Below are 17,882 nucleotides of genomic sequence, written 5' to 3'. Positions count from 1 at the left end.
GGTGAACGGTCAGCGGTGACTGTCCAGCCGGTGCACCAGTTCGGCGACGTCCACCCCGTACTCGCACCAGTCGCGGTCGGGGCGGTAACCCAGCTCGGCGTTGACCTTCAGCATCGACTCGTTGTCCTGCGCGTTCCAGGTCTGCACCTCGACCAGCTGGGGCTCGGCCGAGCGCAGCTCCAGCAGCATCCGCGCCTTGATGGCCCGGTCGATGCCGTAACCACGGTGGTCGTGGACGACGATCGTGTCGTACTGGTCGGCCCGGGTCGGGTGCTGCGCCGGCACCACCACCTCGGTCAGCCCGGCCACGTCCCCGGTCCGCTCGTGCAACGCCAGCACGATGTACGGCTTCATGCCGCGCCGGTGCAACGTGGCGAGACTGTCCCGCAGCCGGTCCGGGTCGTAGGAGCTGGGCCGCAGTTCCACGTCGTCGGAGTCGCGCACCTCGGCCTTGGCCCGCGCGTACGCCTCGAGCAGCTCGTCCGGCGGCCCGCCGGGCCAGAACTCCACGTGATAGCCCGCGCCCACCTCGGCGGACATCTCGGTCAGCGCCGGCCAGTCCACCGTACGCAGGTCGAGCACGCTGCGGGTCTCCACATAGTCGCGGGTGAAGCCCAGCGACTCGTAGAACGCCACGGCCGGGGTGTCGCCGACCACCTCCACGCCGATCGACTGGAAGCCCTCGTCCCACACCCGGCGGGCGGCCACCCGGACCAGCTCACGGCCGAGCCCGGTGCGCCGGACCGCCGGATGCACCAGCACCTCCAGTACGCCGATGCCGCCCAGCAGCAGCACGTGCACATGCCCGACGATCGCTCCGGGCGTGCCGTCCGGAGCGTCGTCCTCCTGCGCCACCCAGGAGATCCGCCGCTCGCCGGGCATCACCTCGGACAGGTACTCCCGCATGGAGCTCTCCTGCCAGGGCGGGTCCTGCGGCAGGTCGGCCGCCAGGACCGCGTTCAGCGTGTCCAGCAGGGACGCGATCTCGGCGGACGAGGCGGTCCGAGGGTTCCACTCGCGCACCATCACCCGTCTAGCTTGCCGTCAACCGCTGCCGGGGGGAAGGGTTCAGTCCGCGAATGTACGCGAGCGGTCACCTCACGTTGCGGCTGAGCCTGCCGTACTCGTCGGCCTTGTCGAAGACCGCCTGGGCGTACCGGCGCACATCGTTGTACGAGAGGATGGCCCCCCACCAGTCACCCGGGATGGTCATGTTCCGGCCGCCCTTGCACAGATACTGGCCGGCGGCCAGCGCCGCGTCGTCGATGTCGTGGGGGTTCTTCACGCCGTCGTTGTCCGCGTCGGCGCCGATCTCCTGCCAGGTGGTCGGGATGAACTGCATCGGCCCGAGCGCCCGGTCGTAGACGCGGTCGCCGTCGAGCTGCCCCTGGTCGGTGTCGAGGATCCGGGACCGGCCGCCCTGCCCGTCGAGCGGCTGCCCCTTGATCTCCGGCAGGGCCCGGCCGTCGGGCCCGAGCGTGGCGCCGTTGGCCGAGCCGTGCCCGGACTCGACGTGCCCGATGGCGGCGAGCGTGGTCCAGCTCAGCTGGCAGGCACGGTTGGTCTGGGCGAGCACCAGCTCGGCGTAGGCGTACGCCTGGAGCGCCACCACCGGGATGGCGGTGACCGCGCTGACCCGCCTCGCCCAGTCGGCGAGGGCGTCGGCGGGACGACCGGTGGGCGGTGCGACAGTCACGCCGCCGGGCAGCGGCGTTCCGGTCGGCGCGGCGGTGCCGGACAGCCCGGACGGGTCCGGGAACAGGGGCGTCGCGGCGGGCGCGGCGGTCCGCGCCACGGTCGGCTCCGGCAGGGCCTCGTCGACCGACGCCGGCCTGCCGACGGCGGCCGGCACGATCACCGCGCCGGCCGTGGTGGCGGCGCCGACCAGGGCGAGCAGGAACAGCGCCGGCAGCGTGGTCCGCCCGGCGGGGCGGCGGGACCAGGCGCGGGTGGCGTTGGCCGCGCCGACGGCGAGCTGCCGCGGGCGGGTGCGGACGGCGTGCGCGAACGGCACGCGCCGACGTCGCCCGCCGGCCGGCTGCGCGTCGTCCGCCGCCTCGGCCTTCGCCTCCGGCTTCTCGCCGGACGGGGCGCCCGCGTCAGCCTTGGTGTCCGTGTCGGCTCCGGCGGCGGGCGTGCGCCCCTGCTTCGCGTCCGGCTCGGGCTGCGGATTCGCGCCCGGGTCCGGGTCCGTGCTCGGCTCGCCAGCCGTGGCGTCCGGGTCGCGGGCCGGGCCGGCGGGCGGCTTCGGGGGAATGGGGTCGCGCTCGCGGCGGGGACGCGGGACGGGCCGGGCGTCGCCGTCGGGCGGCACGGCGGGTCGCAGGGGCCGGGCCGTCGCTCGCCGTTCGCCGTCCACCACCCGTCGAGTATCACCCATCCGTGTGACGGCGTCAGGTCCGCCGTACGCTGATGTCATGCCCCGGTACGAGTTCCGTTGCCGCGCCTGCGGCGACACCTTCGAGGTCAACCGCCCGATGGCCGAGGCCGCCCAGCCGGCCACCTGCCCGCGGGGTCACGCCGACACGGTGAAGCTGCTCTCCGCTGTCGCCGTCACCGGGCGTGGTGGTTCCGGCCCGACTGGTGGGATTCCCAGCGGTGGAGGTTGCTGCGGCGGCTCCTGCGGCTGCTGAGTTTCCGCCGCTCGTCCCGCGGGTCGAACCGGCTCTTGCCGCCCGTGTGATCTTTTGGCACCTTGGGTCGGAATCCGCCCAACCGTTCTCACGATGCGTGACGGCGCGATCATAGGGCAGCATGGATCCGACGTCAGCGGGCGGAGGTTCGACGTATGTCGCCAGAACACCACCTCCCGAGCGGGTGGGTGACCTTCGTGTTCACCGACATCGAAGGTTCGACCCGGCTGGCCCGGATGCTGGGCCCGGTCTACCGGCCGGTGCTGCACGAGCATCGCCGGCTGCTGCGGGACACCCTCGCCGGCACCGACGGGGCCGAGCTGCTGACCGAGGGCGACTCGTTCTTCCTCGCGTTCCCGGACGCCGCCGCCGCGGTGCATGCCTGCCTGACCGCGCAGCGCGCGCTCGCCGGTCACGACTGGCCCAACCCGGACGCCACGCCCCGGGTCCGGATGGGACTGCACACCGGCTACGCCGAGCCGCGCGACGGCGAGTACGCCAGCCCCGAGGTGCACCGGGCCGCCCGGGTGGCCGCCGCCGCGCACGGCGGGCAGGTGCTCTGCTCGGCCGCCACCGCCAAGCACGCCGAACCGCTGCCGGACGGTGTGTCCCTGCTGGACCTCGGCCTGCACCGGCTGCGTGGCTTCGACGACCGGGAGCGGCTGTTCCAGCTCGTCGCGCCCGGTCTGGAGCGGCGTTTCCCGCGCCCGCGTACCGCCGACGCGGCGGCTCACAACCTGCCCACCCAGGTCACCTCGTTCGTCGGCCGGCAGGCCGAGCGCGCCGAGCTGGGCCGGCTGGTCGAGGCGTACCGCCTGGTGACGGTGCTCGGCGCGGGCGGCGCCGGCAAGACCCGGCTGGCCGTGGAGCTGGCCTCCGGGATCGTGGAGGACTACCCGGACGGGGTCTGGTTCGTCGACATCGCCGCGGTGACCGACCCGGGGCTCGTGGCGTTCGAGATCGCCGCCGTGCTCGGCCTCCGCCCGGAGCCCGGCCGGCCGATGCTCGACACCCTCGTCGAGTACGCGGCGCCGCGCCGGATGCTCGTGCTGCTGGACACCTGCGACGCCCAGACCGCGGCGTCGGCCGAGGTGATCAGCCGGCTGCTGGCCGGTGGCCGGGGCGTACGGGTGCTGGCGACCAGCCGGGAGTCGTTCGGCGTACCCGGTGAGGTGGTGTGGCGGATCCCGCCGCTGTCGGTGGACGAGGGGCCCGACGGTGGCAGTGACGCGGTGGCGTTGCTGCTGGACCGCACGGCGGTGGCCCGGGGCGGGCGGGCGCCGGAGGCGGCCGAGCAGGCCGACCTGCACCGGGTGGTCCGCCGCCTGGACGGGCTGCCGCTGGCCATAGAGCTGGCCGCCGCCCGGCTGCGGGTGCTCTCCGCCGGGCAGCTGGCGGAGCGGCTGGACGACATGCTGGGCACGCTCGACGCGGGACGGGAGACGGCGGAGCCGCCGCCGGTGGAGGCGGGCTGGAGCGGCAACCAGCAGGACACCGTGGACCTGGTGGCCGCGGCGACCGGCGCCGCACCGCCCACGCCGGCGACCCGCGCGGTGCAGCGCTCGGCCAGTGAGCGGCACCTGACCATCCAGGCGACCGTCACCTGGTCGTACCGGACGCTCGGCGCGCGTTCGGCCCGGCTGCTGCGCTGGATGGCGGTGTTCGCCGGACCGGTGGACCTGCCCACCGTGCAGTGGCTGCTCGGCGAGGACCCGCTCGACCCGCTCTCGGTGCTCGTGGACAAGTCGATGGTGCTGGCCGAGCCGCACGCCTCGGGCAGCACGTACCGGATGCTCGACCCGATCCGGGCGTACGCGGCCCGGCGGCTGGTCGAGGCGGGCGAGGAGCAGAGCGCCCGGGACCGGCACGTGGACTGGTGCCGGCACGCGCTGGACCGGGCGTGCCTCGGGCCGGACGGCCGTCCGGTGACGCTCTCCCTGTACGCGCTGGATCCGCTGGCCGGTGAGTTGCGGGCCGCGCTGCGCTGGTGCGCGACCGGCGGTAGCGCCCGGGCGGGGCTGCGCCTGGCCGGCGACCTGGACCAGTGGTGGCGGGAACGCGGGCTGGCCCGGGAGGGGCGGCTCTGGCTGTTCCGGCTCTACGGCCGGCTCGCCGAGACCGGCGAGGTGATGCCGGAGGCCGAGCTGGCCGCCGCGTACCACATGCATTCGCTGCACGCGGGCGCGGACGGCGAGTTCGGCGAGGAACTGCGGTACTCGCAGCGGGCCGAGGCGGCCGCCCGGCAGTCCGGTGACCGGGGGCTGCTGGCCCGGGTGCTGGCCGGGCGCGCCGCGCCGCTCGTCGACATGGGCCAGTTCGCCGAGGCGGAGCGGGTCTGCCGCGAGGTGATCGACTGGGCGTACGCGCAGGACGTGGTCGGGGACGCGCTGCTCGCCGTCTACAACCTGGCCGAGCTGCTCTGGCGCCGGGGCGCGCTGGACGAGGCCGCCGAGGTGCTCGCCGCGGCCCGCCCGGTCGAGGCGTCGCGGCCGGCGGAGCGAGGCGGCCGTTCGGTGGACATGCTGCTCGGGATGGTGGCGCTGGCCCGGGGTGACCTGGTGGCGGCGCACGAGCACCTGCTGGTGGCGTTGCGGTCGCGGATGAGCCACGGCTACCTGGGCCGGGCCTGCGACACGATCAACGCGATAGCGGTGCGCTGCGCGCTGGCCGGGGACGCGCTCTCCGCGGCCCGGCTGTTCGGCGCGGCGCAGGCCACCCGGTCGAACCTGCGGGCCACGCCGGGGATATACGGCCCGTACTGGGCGGCCCGGCAGGCGGAGCTGCGCCGGGTGCTCGGCGACGAGGCGTTCGACGCCGCCTACGGCGCCGGGGCGGGGCTGCGGCTGGACGAGGTGGCGGCGCTGGCGCTGCACGTCGAGCACCCGGACCTGGCCGCCGACTCACCCCGGTTCGGCGTTCCCGCGCAGGGCTCCTGGCCGGCGTTCCAGCCGCGCAGCACGGCGGGCTGAGGCGGCGAGCCCGGGTGCGGCGGGGAGCCCGCCGTGCGGCGGACTCCCCGCGTGGTGCGTCAGGCGCGGGCGGCGGCGTGGCGTTCGGCGTCGGCCTTCATCCGGGCGGCGCGGTCGAGGTCGGCCGGGGACACGGCGGCGACCGAACCGAAGACGCTCACCGCCTGGTAGTACGTCCAGGCGAGGCTGTAGCAGGCGGGCCGGACCACCGTGTTGTACGTGGTGCAGACCCGCTTCAGGTCGGCGTAGAAGGCGTTGTCCAGACGGGCCTTGTTGGCGGAGAAGACGCCCATCGCCTTGTGGTTGCGGTAGCCGAAGTCGTGCCGGTAGCAGGAGAGCTTGAAGTTGAAGCCGATCGGGTTGTCCGGGCTGGACGAGCAGTAGTCGGTGGACCAGTCGAAGCCGTACTCGGTCCAGGGGGACCGGTTCTGCCGGGCGCTGTTCCAGGCGTTGTAGCTGGACGCGCTGGTCTGCGTCCAGCTGGTCAGGACGGACAGCTTCTGCTGGGTGCTCACCGCGGCGGCGGCCGGTGTGGCCAGACCGAGCAGTGTGAGCAGGGCGAGTGCGCCGGCGGCGAGGGTGGTGGCGAGGCGACGGGACACGGGAACCTCCGCGTGGTGGTGGCCGGGATCTCCGGGTGTCGACAAGTGTCGATCAAAGGGGTGAGCTGGGGCGATGCCCCGGGGAACGGCTCGCTGACATCCGCCTGAACAGACGAATGCCCCCGGACCGGCGAGGCGGCCCGGGGGCATTCGGGGTGAATCAGCGGACGAAGCGCGGCGGGCTCGCCGGGCTCTCGTTCGCCAGCCGGTCCAGCGCGGTCACGTAGTAGGTGTACCGGGCGCCGTCGGCCGCCGTGGTGTCCACCCAGGACTGCACGGCGCCGTCGGTGGCCCGCACGGTGCCGACCAGGTGCGAGGCGTCGGCGAAGTCGCAGCGCCCGGCCAGGCCGTGCCCGTCGAACCGGTAGATCGCGTACGACGTGGCGGTGCCGAGCGGGCCCTTGCCGTCGGCCGGCTGACGCCAGCTCAGGCGTACCCCGCCCGCCTCCCGCTGGGCCTTGGTGACCACCGGGAACAGCAGCGGCTTGCGCGGCAGGTGCGTCATGGTGGGCACCAGCGCGGGGCGGGAGTAGTGCTCGGCGGCGTAGATGTCGGTGGCGCCGAGCCGGTTCGCCCGTACCTGCACCGCGGAGAAGTGCACGTTGCCGAGCACCTCCGGGTACGACCGGTTGAGCGTCAGGTGGTTCGACAGCTCCTGCGGGTTCATCCAGAACGACCCGTACGCCGGGTCACCGCTCTTGTAGTCGGCCTGGCCGATGTAGAGCTGGACCCGCGTGCCGCGCACCTGCTCGGCCCACCACGGCACGAGCCGGGCGTAGTCCGCGGCCGGGTACTGGCCGATGTACCAGTAGAGCTGCGGCACGATGTAGTCGATCCACTCCTCCTTCACCCACTTGCGGGAGTCGGCGGAGATGATGTCGTACGACTGCGAGCCGGTGGTGTCCGAGCCGTTCGGGTCGGCCGACGCGTTGCGCCAGATGCCGAACGGGCTGACGCCGAACTTCACCCACGGCTTGACCGCCTTGATCTTGGCGTTCATCTCCTGGATCAGCAGGTTGATGTTGTCCCGCCGCCAGTCGGCCTTGTCCGTGAAGCCCCTGTTGTACGCCGCGAACGTGGCGTCGTCGGGCACCGGGTAGGTGCCGCTCGGGTACGGGTAGAAGTAGTCGTCGAAGTGCACGCCGTCGATGTCGTACCGCTTGACCGCGTCCATCATCGCAGTCTGGACGAACTCGCGGACCTCGGGGACCCCGGGGTTGTAGTAGAGCCGGCTGCCGGCGACGCCGGCGGGCGGGTAGGCGAAGACCCAGTCGGGGTGCTGGCGGGCCGGGCTGTCCGGGGCCAGTTGCGACACGTCGGCGCCGGCGCCGCCGGGCGCGGGCATGGAGACGCGGTACGGGTTGAACCAGGCGTGGAACTCCAGGTTCCGCTTGTGCGACTCGTCGACCAGGAAGGCCAGCGGGTCCCAGCCGGGGTTCTTGCCGCGTACTCCGGTCAGGTACTCCGACCACGGCTCGTACGGCGAGGGCCAGAACGCGTCGGCGGTCGGGCGGACCTGGACCACCACGGCGTTGTGGTTGAGCTTCTGGGCCAGGTCGAGCCAGGCCAGGTATTCGGCCTTCTGCTTGGCCACCTGGTCCGGCGCGGTCCAGGAGTCCTTTGTGGGCCAGTCGATGTTCGTCACCGAGGCGATCCACATGGCCCGGAACTGGCGCTTGGGGGTGGCCGGGTCGGTGACGCAGTCGGTGGAGGGGGAAGTGGCGGTGCTGGTGTCGTCGGGTGCGGCCTGCGCCGGCGTGCCGGCGACCAGCGCGCTGAGCAGCGCCGCGGCCAGCGCGGCGGCTCCGAGCCGAGTTGCCTTCATGCGGTGCGGTCCCTTCGTCGGGTCCGGGGGGACGGTCGGCGGCGGGGTTGCGGCAAGATTCGCCGCACTGCCCACGCCTCCGGTAGGAAACTTTCATCTATCCGTGCCCGGCGCAAGACCTTGACCGGTGATCGATGTCCCGCGCCGTCCGACCTCGGCCGGATCGTGACGATTCCGATACCTGCCGTGCGGGATTGGAGCGGAAAACGGCTGGGTAGCTAGCCCGGTCACAGACCGCCACCGTGGCGGCCACACGGCGGGGGAGGTGATCAGATGTCGGTCCTGCGAACCAAGCCGATCGGGGACGTGCTCGCCCAGGGCGACGCCGACGGCGAGGACGGCAAGCCGGGACTGCGGCGCCGGCTCGGCGCGGTCGACCTGATGGGCTTCGGCATCGGCATCGTGATCGGCACCGGCATCTTCACGCTCACCGGTGTCGAGGCGCGCAACAGCGCCGGGCCGGGCGTGGTGATCTCGTTCGGCATCGCCGGCCTGGTCGCGCTGCTCGCCGCGCTCTGCTACGCCGAACTGGCCAGCAGCGTGCCGACCGCCGGCAGCGCCTACACCTACGCGTACGCGACGATGGGCGAGATCGTCGCCTGGATCATCGGCTGGGACCTGCTGCTGGAGTTCGCGCTCGGCGCGGCGGTGGTGGCCCGCGGCTGGTCCGGCTACCTCGCCGACCTGTTCGGCCTGCCCAGCGCCTGGTTCGCCGAGGAGGGCAGCGTCGTCAACCTCGGCGCGATCGGCATCGTGCTGGTGCTCGGCGTGGTCGCCATCGTCGGCATCCGGGAGTCCGCCCGGGTCACCAACCTGCTGGTGCTGGTCAAGGTGGCGATCTGCGCCTTCGTGATCATCGCCGGGCTGTTCTTCGTCAAGGCGGCCAACCTCAGCCCGTTCATCCCGGCCGCCGAGCCGGCCGGCGCCGGGGACGACGGCATCAAGCAGCCGGTCACCCAGGTCATCTTCGGGCTGGAGCCCTCCGTCTTCGGTTTCGTCGGGGTGCTCACCGCCGCCGCAGTGGTGTTCTTCGCGTACACCGGGTTCGAGGCCGTGGCGAACCTGGGTGAGGAGACCCGCAAGCCCAAGCGGGACCTGCCGCTCGGTCTGCTCGGCACGCTGCTCATCTCCACTGTGCTCTACATCGGCGTCTCGCTGGTCGTGGTCGGCATGGTCAAGTACACCGAGATCGACGAGGGCGCGCCGATCGCGTCCGCGTTCCGGGCGGTCGGCGCCGGCTGGGCCGCGGTGCTCGTCTCCATCGCCGCCGTCGCCGGGCTCACCAGCGTGATCCTGGTCGACCTGGTGGCCATGGGCCGGATCGGCTTCGCCATCGCCCGGGACGGGCTCATCCCGCCCGCCATCGCCAAGGTGCACCCGCGCTGGGGTACCCCGTACCGGATCGCCGGGATCATGACCGCCGCGGTGGCGCTGCTCGCCGGTTTCCTTCCGCTGTCGGCGCTGGCCGACCTGGTCAGCATCGGCGCGCTCTGCGCGTTCACGCTGGTCGCGATCGCGGTGCCGATCCTGCGCAAGCGCCGGCCCGACCTGGAGCGGCCGTTCAAGGTGCCGTTCTCGCCGGTGCTGCCGATCCTCACCGCCGTGGCGTGCCTCTACCTGAGCCTGAACCTGTCGGTGGAGACCTGGCTGCGGTTCCTCGCCTGGATGCTGATCGGCGCGGTCATCTACTTCGGGTACGGCCACCGCAAGAACCGGCTCGCCCGGCGCGAGCACTCGGACACCCCCGAGCCCGCCCCCACCCCCTGAGGCGGGCACCGCGGAGCCCTCCCGACGCGCGGGTCGGGAGGGCTCCGCCCTGATCGACCGTGAATTTCTGCAACGTTGTAACTCTCCGTGTGAAGAGGTCGTCACGTCGTCGTGAGGCGGTACAGTGCGGCCAGCGTTCACCGGGAGGGCAGTTCAGTGCGGCACAGGCTCAAGGACGTCGCGGAGCGGGCCGGAGTGTCGGTGAAGACCGTTTCCAACGTCGTCAACGGCTACCAGCACGTACGCGCCGACACCCGGGCCCGGGTCGAGGAGGCCATCGCCGCGCTCAACTACCGGCCCAACCTGTCGGCCCGCAACCTGCGCAAAGGACGTACCGGGGTGATCGCCCTGGCCGTGCCCGAGCTCGACATCCCCTACTTCGCCGAGCTGGCCCGGCACGTCGTCACCGCCGCCGCCGAGCACGACTGGACGGTGCTCATCCACCAGACCGGCGGCGGCTCCGAGCAGGAGCGCAAGGCCGCCAGCGGCATCGGCGACCACATGATCGACGGCCTGATCCTGAGCCCGCTCGCGCTCACCTCCGACGACCTCGCCGCCCTGCACGGTCTGCCCGTGGTGCTGCTCGGCGAACGGGTCGACAACGGCCCCGCCGACCACATCATGATCGACAACGTGGCCGCCGCCCGGGAGATCACCGCCCACCTGATCGGGCTCGGCCGCCGCCGGATCGCCGCGATCGGCTCCCAGCGCACCCCCGAGGGCGCCAGCGCCCGGCTCCGCCTGGCCGGCTACACCGCCGCGCTGGCCGGGGCCGGCATCACGTACGACGACCGCCTGGTGGCGCCCGCGCCGGCCTGGCACCGCGCGGACGGCGCCGCCGCCATGCGGCACCTGCTCGCCACCGGGGTACGCCCCGACGCCGTCTTCTGCTTCAACGACACGCTCGCGCTCGGCGCGCTGCGCGCCCTGCACGAGGCGGGCCTGCGCGTGCCCGAGGACGTCGCGGTGGCCGGCTTCGACGACATCGAGGACGGCCGCTTCTCGATCCCGACGCTGACCACAGTCGCCCCCGACAAGGAACGCATCGCCCGCCTGGCGGTCGAGCTCCTGGCCGGACGTCTCGGCCCCGACCGCGACTCCCCACCCCGCGAGCTGGTAACCCCTCACCACCTAGCCCTGCGAGAGTCCGCCCCCCTCTAGCCCCGCGTCTCAGCCGCGTCCCAGCCGCGTCTCAGCCGCGTCCCAGCCGCGTCGATCATGAAGTTGGCGGCGATGTCGATCTCCTTGAGTGCCGCCAACTTCATGATCGACGGGGTGGGTCCGGGTCCGGGGTGGGTCCGGGTCCGGGTGGGTCCGGGGTGGGCCCGGCTCGGCCGGGGTCAGTCGAAGAAGCGGGCCAGGTGGGATGCGGGTGGGGGCGGCGCGTCCGGGGGCAGGGGAGTGAGGTCGGCGAAGACCGACGCGCCGTCGCAGCCGACGTGCAGCGGATACCAGCGCGGCGTACCCGGCGGGCGCTGACCGCAGATGCCCTTGAACGTCTGCACGTCCAGCAGGCGTACGTGGGTCGGGTCGGCCACCGCGTTGACGTGCCGCCACCAGGGGCTCATCACGTGGAGCACACCGCCGGGCCGCAGCACCCGGTGGCACTCGWCGAACAGCGGCAGGAAGTCGATCAGGTGCTCGACGATGTGCACCGCGAAGAACACGTCCACCGAGGCGTCGCGCAGCGGCAGCGAGCCGGCGAGATTGGCGACCGCGTTCACCCCCGGCGCCGGATAGATGTCCAGCCCCAGGTTGCCCGGCCACTGCTTGGTCGCACCGCAGCCCAGGTCGACCACCACCGGCGCCCGCCCGCCCACGGCGACCCGGCACCAGACCCCGAGTACGCCCGACAGCCGGCCGATCAACTCCCGTACCAGCCGCAACTGCGCCGGGTCGGCGACCGCGCCGGTCAGGTGCGCCACCCCCCGGTCGAAGCGCACCTCGACGGTCGTCCCGCGTAGCCGCTCGTCGTGCCGGACCAGGTCGGCCCACGCCTCGGCGAGAAACTCGTCGGTCTGCCGGAGTCGCTCACCCGAGAGCGCGGTCTGCCCCATCGCCACCATGCGCCACCTCCGGCGGCCCGTTACCCCCATTTCACCCCAATATGCCCCGACCCGTCCGCCGTCCTCCTCCACCCCTTCCCGCCGTCCGCCCCGCCCCACCCCGTTGATCAAGGAGTTTGTGTCACCAGAAGACGCCCGCGAGGACACAAACTCCTTGATCACCGGGGCGCGCCCGAGATCTTGGAAGATTTCGGCGGTCATGGGGGCACTTTCCTTCCAAGATCTCCCGCGACTCGGGGATCAAGGAGTTCGTGCTGGCGTCGGCGTGGATGGACCCGAACTCCTCGATCGCGAGAGGCCACCCCCCACCCCGTTGATCAAGGAGTTTGTGTCCTTTTTCGAGGGCGACGTCCACACGAACTCCTTGATCACCGCCGGTTTCGGGGCGGGGGTGCACGCTCCGACGGGCGGCTTGGGGGCGGGCGCTGTCGATCATGGAGTTGTGGCCCGGGCCAAGCTCGCAAAAGGGGCAGACGAGGGGCCGCAACTGCAAGATCGACGCGCTGAGGGCGGGAGGGGGTCAGGGGGAGAGGGTTCGGCGGATGGTGCGGGAGCTGCGCATCCGCTGGCGCGGCTGGGCCGCCGCTGCCTTCGGGCGCTTGAGGTGGTAGCGGTGCAGCTCGTTGTTGCCGGGCAGCGACGGGTCCTCGCTCATCGCGACCAGTTCCCAGCCCTGGTCACCGGCCCGGTTCAGGTGGGCCAGCGCGGTGTCGCCGTACGGTGTCACGTCGATCATGGAGCCGTCCGGGCCGTACCAGATGAAGACGACCTCGAACCCGAGGTCGGTCGACGCGGGTTGACGACGACGGACCAGCAGCGCGTACTCCCACTTGAGCATGCGCTCATTGTGGACCCGCCCGGCCGACTCGGCATGGATCAGTGTTCGGCGATCCGTCCGTCCGCCACGCGCAGCCGCCGGTTGACGCTCACCGCGTCGAGCATCCGCCGGTCGTGGGTCACCAGCAGCAGCGTGCCCGGGTAGCTCGCCAGCGCCGATTCGAGCTGCTCGATCGCGGCCAGGTCGAGGTGGTTGGTCGGCTCGTCGAGCACCAGCAGGTTCACGCCGCGCCCCTGCAGCAGCGCCAGCGCGGCCCGGGTCCGCTCGCCGGGGGACAGCGTCGCCGCCGGCCGCAGCACGTGGTCGGCGCGCAGCCCGAACTTCGCCAGCAGCGTCCGCACGTCCGCCGGGGCGAGATCGGGTACGGCGGCACCGAACGCGTCGAGCAGCGGCTGGTCGCCGAGGAAGAGTCCCCGGGCCTGGTCGACCTCGCCGACCACCACGCCGGGGCCGAGCGCGGCGTGTCCCTCGTCCAGTGGCAGCCGGCCGAGCAGCGCGGCGAGCAGGGTGCTCTTGCCGGAGCCGTTCGCCCCGGTGATCGCCACCCGGTCGGCCCAGTCGATCTGCAGGTCCACCGGGCCGAGCGTGAAGCCGCCACGGCGTACCACTGCTCCTCGCAGCGAGGCCACGACGGCGCCGGCGCGGGGCGCGGCGGCGATCTCCATCCGCAACTCCCACTCCTTGCGCGGCTCCTCGACCACCTCCAGCCGCTCGATCAGCCGGGCGGTCTGCTTGGCCTTCGCGGCCTGCTTCTCGGTCGACTCGGTGCGGAACTTGCGGCCGATCTTGTCGTTGTCGGTGGCCTTGCGGCGGGCGTTCTTGACGCCCTTTTCCATCCACGCCCGCTGGGTGCGGGCGCGCGCCTCCAGGCCGGCCTTCGTGTCGGCGTACTCCTCGTACTCCTCGCGGGCGTGCCGGCGCGCCACCTCCCGCTCCTCCAGATAGGCCGCGTAGCCACCGCCGAAGTGGTTGACCTGCCGCTGATGCAGGTCCAGCTCGACGATCCGGGTGACGGTGCGGGTGAGGAACTCGCGGTCGTGGCTGACCACCACGGTCCCGGCGCGCAGCCCGGTGACGAAGCGTTCCAGCCGGTCCAGCCCGGCCAGGTCGAGGTCGTTCGTGGGCTCGTCGAGCAGGAAGACGTCGTACCTGCTGAGCAGCAGCGACGCGAGCCCGGCGCGGGCGGCCTGCCCGCCGGACAGGCCGGTCATCGGATGGTCGAGGCCGACGTCCAGACCCAGCTCCGCGGCCACCTGCGCGGCCCGCTCGTCCAGATCCGCGCCGCCGAGGTCGAGCCAGCGTTCCAGAGCATTCGCGTACGCGTCGTCGGCGCCCGCCGCCCCGGCGGTGAGCGCCTCGGTGGCGGCGTCGAGCGCGGCCTGCGCGGCGCTGACCCCGGTGCGCCGGGCCAGGAACTCGCGGACCGTCTCGCCGGGCCGGCGCTCTGGCTCCTGCGGCAGGTAGCCGACCGTCGCCGTGGGCGGGCTGAGCGAGACCGTGCCCTGCTCGCGTGGGACCAGCCCGGCGAGGGTACGCAGCAGCGTGGACTTCCCCGCGCCGTTGACCCCGACCAGCCCCACCACGTCGCCGGGCGCGACGACCAGGTCGAGGTCTTCGAAGAGGAGGCGGTCACCGTGGCCGGCGGTGAGGTCCTTGGCGATCAACGTGGCGCTCATCAGGGCACCGAGCCTACCGGCGCGCGCATCCGGATTACCGCGACCCACGCTTGCGGCGGCACCGATCTGAGGGAGACTCACAGCCGTGGTGACCACACTGGCGATCGACTGCGGTGGCGGCGGGATCAAGGCCTCCGTGCTGGATGCCGCCGGGACCATGCGCGCGCGCCCGCTGCGCGTGCCCACGCCGTACCCGCTGCCGCCTGCCTTGTTCGTCAAGACGCTGCTGGATCTCGGCGCCCGCCTGCCCACGGCGGACCGGCTCACCGTCGGCATGCCCGGCATGATCCGGCACGGCGTCGTGGTGGCCACGCCGCACTACGTGACCCGGTCCGGGCCGCGCAGCCGCGTCGACCCGGACCTGCTGGCCGAGTGGTCCGGGTACGACGCGCGCACCGCGCTGGCCGAGGCCTTCGGCGTGCCGGCGCTGGTGTTGAACGACGCCGAGGTGCACGGCGCGGGCGTGGTCGCCGGGACCGGCTGCGAGCTGGTGCTGACGCTCGGTACCGGGCTCGGCAGCGCGCTCTTCGACGGCGGGGTGCTGGCGCCGCACCTGGAGCTGTCGCACGCGCCGGTGCGGTGGAACACCACCTATGACACGTACGTGGGGGAGCCGGAACGGCGGCGCCTCGGCGACGCGTTCTGGTCCCGGCGGATCCGGCAGGTGGTGGACGGCCTGCGGCCGGTGTTCCGCTGGGACCGGCTGTACCTCGGCGGCGGCAACTCCCGGCTGATCCGGCCCGAGCAGGTGGCCCGGATGGGCGACGACGTGGTGATCGTCCCGAACACCGCCGGAATCGTGGGCGGTGTCCGGGCCTGGGACCTGGTCGGCGGCCGGTACGACCCCACAACCTGATCTTTCGCCCCGCAGGAACACTCGCGCTCGCGCCGGTGTTGTGCCAGCGTCGGACCAAGGCCTGGCGCGACACGAGGAGGTGGGTCGAGTGGATCTTCTGGCGGAGTACCGGCGGGCGACCATGTTCTTCGAAGCGGGTGACCCGACCGGAGCGGCCCGGCTGCTCGAACCGATCATCGAGGCCGAGCCGGACAACTCGTCGGTCCGGCAGCTGCTGGCCCGCGCCTACTTCCAGTCGGCCCAGCTCAACCGGGCCGAGGAGCAGTTGCGCGAGCTGGTCGACCGGGACCCGAGCGACCACTACGCGCACCACGTGCTCGGCCGCACGCTGGAGCGGATGAACCGGCCCGTGGACGCGCTGCGGCACCTGCGCATCGCGGCCGCGATGTACTCGACGAACACCGACTACGCCACCGCGCTGCGCCGGGTGGAGGGCAAGGTCGGCCGTTGACTGATCACGCGGAAGGGCAGCCCGCCCGGGCTGCCCTTCCGCGTACCTAGGATGGGACCGTGAAGCTCAAGCTCGACCTCCACGACATCTACAACAAGGGCCACGACATCGATCGTGCACTGCGCGGGATCATCGACGAGGCGGTGGCGAAGAAGGCCACGCTCGTGGAGATCATCCCGGGTAAGGGGTCGGGCGCGCTGAAGAAGAAGGTGCTGCGGTTCCTCGACCAGAAGGACGTGAAGCAGCTCTACCACCGGGTCGAAAAGGACTCGAAGAACTTCGGCCGGCTGTTCGTGCACTTCCGCTGGAAGTAGAGGCCGCATGCCCCCTGACCTGCGCCTCGGGTCGTCCAGTGGGGGCCGGAAGCAAGATCATGCCGTTTCCAGGCCCTCTGCGGCCTCCGGGAAGTGGCGTAGATGCGCCAGCGAGCTGTCGGGACGTTGCGGACCACGAGCGCTTCGCCATGACGTGTCCATCGAAAGTACTATGTGGATCGTGGAGCAACAGGAGCGAGTCGCGACCCATGCGATCGCGAAAATGCAGTCGGCTCGGCTGAGTCTGGCGGACCTTGAATTAATCAAGGATTTGATAGGCGAGGTGCAGCGAGTAACGATAACGTGGTCCAGCCGCGAGATGTACTCGGTGACCGCTTCGAATTTCTCTGCACAGAGCCCTTCGATCAAAGTCGTTCGCACATTCGAGGCGAAATCCATAGCGGATTTTGCCGCTCGGGCACCGCGCGGGAAACTCTATATCATGGAGGTCCGCTTCTTGTCGTCCGAGGGCACGTTTGTTCTTACGCTAGGCAAGGATCGCGACCTGCGCCGAGACTTGATGCTGAGTTTCGAGGGGCCCGGAAGCGAAGTGCCTGCTTGGTTCGAAGAAATTGTGAGAACGATTGTTTCAGCAAGGCTGATGAACGCGGGTCAGCGGGAATTTTATCTACTGTGCCTGACCTGGGCACCAGTCCTTTCCCCCCTCGCGGTAGTGCCTTGGGCTATCGCGCCCGGACGCTTGTCTAGCCTCGGACCCTTCGCGCTGCTACTAGTTGTCGCGGCAGTCGGCTGGCTGGCATACACCGTTTCTGCTCCCACTGTCGCGCGCTTCGTCCGCGCCAGTAGCCTGCGAGTCAGGCCCGCTTTCGTTTCTATAGTTCGTCCGCAGTTGATTATCAACGTCCCCTCTCCCTCGCGGGTTATAGCAATTCGCCTTCGCGAATTACGCACAGAAGTCAAGGCTTCGCTCAAGGATGGCTGGCTCGCGTTTAGGCATGGCGACCATCAGTTCAATGGCGTCTTAATTGCTTTGGTGGCGCTGGTCGTCTCGTTGGTTGGCACGGTGGTCAGCATCATCGGTCTCTCTAAGTAGCTGGCTGATTGGTCTGCGGGTGGGGTGCAGGTGGCCCGGCGGTCAAGTGCAGGAACCGACCACACTGGGCGAAGCGGTTAGGTCGGAAGGTCGACAGATTAGAGACCTTCACGTTGCGCACTCATGCCCGTACCGTACGCACTCATGGCGTCGCGTGGAAGATCGAAATTGTGGCAGTACTGGGGCTATGCGGTTCTGGCGCTGCTCCTCCTATCCTTGGGTAACAACGCGATCGGGCCGGGCATCTACGCCGTTCTCGTCGGCTTACTGATCATCTTCGTCCTCTTCCAAGCGCCTGTGTACTGCGGTGCGATCAACCGCAAGCGTGGTGGGGTGGTCGAGTTCTGCCGCAACAACTCGACCGGGCTGGTTCTGGGATGCCACCTAAGAGGGTGTTTGAGATCGGGTTGATCAGGTCCAGGTGAAGGTGCGGCGGGCTTGGCGGCGTGCGGGTTGGCCGCGGGTGATGCGGCGGGTCATGCCGGCGATGGCGGCCCAGCGGATGAGGGCTTCGGAGACGGCGGGGTGCCGTTCGTAGTCGCGGGCGAGCCGGCGGCAGGCGGTGAGCCACGCCAGGGTGCGTTCCACGACCCAACGGCGTGGGTGAACGGCGAAGCCGCGCTGGTCGGCGGGTTTGCGGACGATCTGCAGCGTGGTGCGCAGGGTGTCGCGGGTCCAGTCGATCAAGCGGCCGGTGAAGCCCTGGTCGGCGAAGACGTGCCGGATCGGGGTGAGCATGTAGGCGCCGAGCAGGGCACTCTTGGCGCCGTCGCGGTCCTGCCAGCTCGCGGCGAGCACGGTCACGGTGACCAGCAAGCCGAGGGTGTCGGT

The 17,882-nt window shown here is 71.5% G+C and carries 17 protein-coding genes; 9 read left to right on the top strand and 8 right to left on the bottom strand.

Annotated elements, in window-relative coordinates; genetic code table 11:
* Window positions 1-9 precede the first annotated feature (9 nt).
* Window positions 10-1,026: a GNAT family N-acetyltransferase gene (locus A8711_RS07020; RefSeq protein ID WP_069087773.1), complete on the bottom strand. Its 1,017-nt coding sequence runs from the start codon at window positions 1,024-1,026 to the stop codon at window positions 10-12.
* Between the two features lie 67 nt (window positions 1,027-1,093).
* Window positions 1,094-2,380: a lytic transglycosylase domain-containing protein gene (locus tag A8711_RS07015; RefSeq protein ID WP_233607904.1), complete on the bottom strand. Its 1,287-nt coding sequence runs from the start codon at window positions 2,378-2,380 to the stop codon at window positions 1,094-1,096.
* Between the two features lie 37 nt (window positions 2,381-2,417).
* Here A8711_RS07015 and A8711_RS31360 point away from each other — a divergent pair, with 37 nt between their 5' ends.
* Together A8711_RS31360 and A8711_RS07010 are read left to right on the top strand one after the other, a co-directional pair.
* Window positions 2,418-2,633 carry a zinc ribbon domain-containing protein gene (locus tag A8711_RS31360; protein ID WP_043328103.1) on the top strand — a complete coding sequence of 72 codons (216 nt, stop codon included), beginning with the start codon at window positions 2,418-2,420 and terminating at the stop codon, window positions 2,631-2,633.
* A gap of 155 nt (window positions 2,634-2,788) precedes the next feature.
* Window positions 2,789-5,602, top strand: coding sequence for an adenylate/guanylate cyclase domain-containing protein (locus A8711_RS07010; RefSeq protein WP_069087771.1), 2,814 nt, complete (start codon window positions 2,789-2,791; stop codon window positions 5,600-5,602).
* 59 nt (window positions 5,603-5,661) lie between these two features.
* Here A8711_RS07010 and A8711_RS07005 read toward each other — a convergent pair whose 3' ends face one another.
* Window positions 5,662-6,204 (bottom strand): phospholipase, encoded by a 543-nt coding sequence (locus A8711_RS07005; protein WP_069087770.1) that lies wholly within the window; start codon window positions 6,202-6,204, stop codon window positions 5,662-5,664.
* Between the two features lie 160 nt (window positions 6,205-6,364).
* Window positions 6,365-8,029 (bottom strand): glycoside hydrolase family 10 protein, encoded by a 1,665-nt coding sequence (locus tag A8711_RS07000; protein ID WP_069087769.1) that lies wholly within the window; start codon window positions 8,027-8,029, stop codon window positions 6,365-6,367.
* Between the two features lie 273 nt (window positions 8,030-8,302).
* Between A8711_RS07000 and A8711_RS06995 the strand changes: the two genes are divergently transcribed.
* On the top strand, window positions 8,303-9,796 hold the full coding sequence (locus A8711_RS06995; RefSeq protein ID WP_069087768.1) for an amino acid permease: 1,494 nt from the start codon (window positions 8,303-8,305) through the stop codon (window positions 9,794-9,796).
* A 156-nt stretch (window positions 9,797-9,952) separates the two neighbouring features.
* Window positions 9,953-10,957, top strand: coding sequence for a LacI family DNA-binding transcriptional regulator (locus A8711_RS06990; RefSeq protein ID WP_069087767.1), 1,005 nt, complete (start codon window positions 9,953-9,955; stop codon window positions 10,955-10,957).
* 179 nt (window positions 10,958-11,136) lie between these two features.
* Here the strand turns inward: A8711_RS06990 and A8711_RS06985 are convergent, their stop codons facing one another.
* From A8711_RS06985 to A8711_RS06975, 3 genes are all read right to left on the bottom strand, one after another.
* Window positions 11,137-11,862, bottom strand: coding sequence for a BON domain-containing class I SAM-dependent methyltransferase (locus A8711_RS06985; RefSeq protein ID WP_069087766.1), 726 nt, complete (start codon window positions 11,860-11,862; stop codon window positions 11,137-11,139).
* 520 nt (window positions 11,863-12,382) lie between these two features.
* Window positions 12,383-12,700 (bottom strand): hypothetical protein, encoded by a 318-nt coding sequence (locus tag A8711_RS06980; protein WP_043328117.1) that lies wholly within the window; start codon window positions 12,698-12,700, stop codon window positions 12,383-12,385.
* Window positions 12,701-12,738: 38 nt separating this feature from the next.
* Complete coding sequence (locus A8711_RS06975) at window positions 12,739-14,376, bottom strand: ABC-F family ATP-binding cassette domain-containing protein (protein WP_069087765.1); 1,638 nt, start codon at window positions 14,374-14,376, stop codon at window positions 12,739-12,741.
* 85 nt (window positions 14,377-14,461) lie between these two features.
* Here A8711_RS06975 and A8711_RS06970 point away from each other — a divergent pair, with 85 nt between their 5' ends.
* The 5 genes from A8711_RS06970 to A8711_RS31355 all read left to right on the top strand — a co-directional run bounded on the left by A8711_RS06970 (window position 14,462) and on the right by A8711_RS31355 (window position 17,462).
* A complete protein-coding gene (locus tag A8711_RS06970; protein WP_069087764.1) occupies window positions 14,462-15,232 on the top strand; it encodes an ROK family protein in 771 nt (256 codons plus the stop codon).
* A gap of 88 nt (window positions 15,233-15,320) precedes the next feature.
* A complete protein-coding gene (locus tag A8711_RS06965; protein ID WP_018787684.1) occupies window positions 15,321-15,683 on the top strand; it encodes a M48 family metallopeptidase in 363 nt (120 codons plus the stop codon).
* A gap of 59 nt (window positions 15,684-15,742) precedes the next feature.
* Window positions 15,743-15,997 (top strand): Smr/MutS family protein, encoded by a 255-nt coding sequence (locus A8711_RS06960; RefSeq protein WP_064446661.1) that lies wholly within the window; start codon window positions 15,743-15,745, stop codon window positions 15,995-15,997.
* 181 nt (window positions 15,998-16,178) lie between these two features.
* Window positions 16,179-17,051 carry a hypothetical protein gene (locus tag A8711_RS31940; protein ID WP_124778726.1) on the top strand — a complete coding sequence of 291 codons (873 nt, stop codon included), beginning with the start codon at window positions 16,179-16,181 and terminating at the stop codon, window positions 17,049-17,051.
* Between the two features lie 144 nt (window positions 17,052-17,195).
* A complete protein-coding gene (locus tag A8711_RS31355) occupies window positions 17,196-17,462 on the top strand; it encodes a hypothetical protein (RefSeq protein ID WP_233607658.1) in 267 nt (88 codons plus the stop codon).
* Here A8711_RS31355 and A8711_RS06955 read toward each other — a convergent pair.
* Window positions 17,463-17,882 (bottom strand): transposase (locus A8711_RS06955; protein WP_141707648.1); only part of this gene is annotated, 420 nt, incomplete at its 5' end.

The sequence above is a fragment of the Micromonospora sp. II genome, assembly GCF_001709195.1.
Lineage (GTDB): Bacteria > Actinomycetota > Actinomycetes > Mycobacteriales > Micromonosporaceae > Micromonospora > Micromonospora chalcea.
Note: the sequence above shows the minus strand (reverse complement) of the source record. Positions and strands in the feature narration are given on the sequence as shown.

Coding starts and splice junctions, on each gene's coding strand:
- A8711_RS07020 (WP_069087773.1), bottom strand. CDS start 1,026: ATGGTGCGCGAGTGGAACCCTCGGACCGCCTCGTCCGCCGAGATCGCG.
- A8711_RS07015 (WP_233607904.1), bottom strand. CDS start 2,380: ATGGGTGATACTCGACGGGTGGTGGACGGCGAACGGCGAGCGACGGCC.
- A8711_RS31360 (WP_043328103.1), top strand. CDS start 2,418: ATGCCCCGGTACGAGTTCCGTTGCCGCGCCTGCGGCGACACCTTCGAG.
- A8711_RS07010 (WP_069087771.1), top strand. CDS start 2,789: ATGTCGCCAGAACACCACCTCCCGAGCGGGTGGGTGACCTTCGTGTTC.
- A8711_RS07000 (WP_069087769.1), bottom strand. CDS start 8,029: ATGAAGGCAACTCGGCTCGGAGCCGCCGCGCTGGCCGCGGCGCTGCTC.
- A8711_RS06995 (WP_069087768.1), top strand. CDS start 8,303: ATGTCGGTCCTGCGAACCAAGCCGATCGGGGACGTGCTCGCCCAGGGC.
- A8711_RS06980 (WP_043328117.1), bottom strand. CDS start 12,700: ATGCTCAAGTGGGAGTACGCGCTGCTGGTCCGTCGTCGTCAACCCGCG.
- A8711_RS06975 (WP_069087765.1), bottom strand. CDS start 14,376: ATGAGCGCCACGTTGATCGCCAAGGACCTCACCGCCGGCCACGGTGAC.
- A8711_RS31355 (WP_233607658.1), top strand. CDS start 17,196: ATGGCGTCGCGTGGAAGATCGAAATTGTGGCAGTACTGGGGCTATGCG.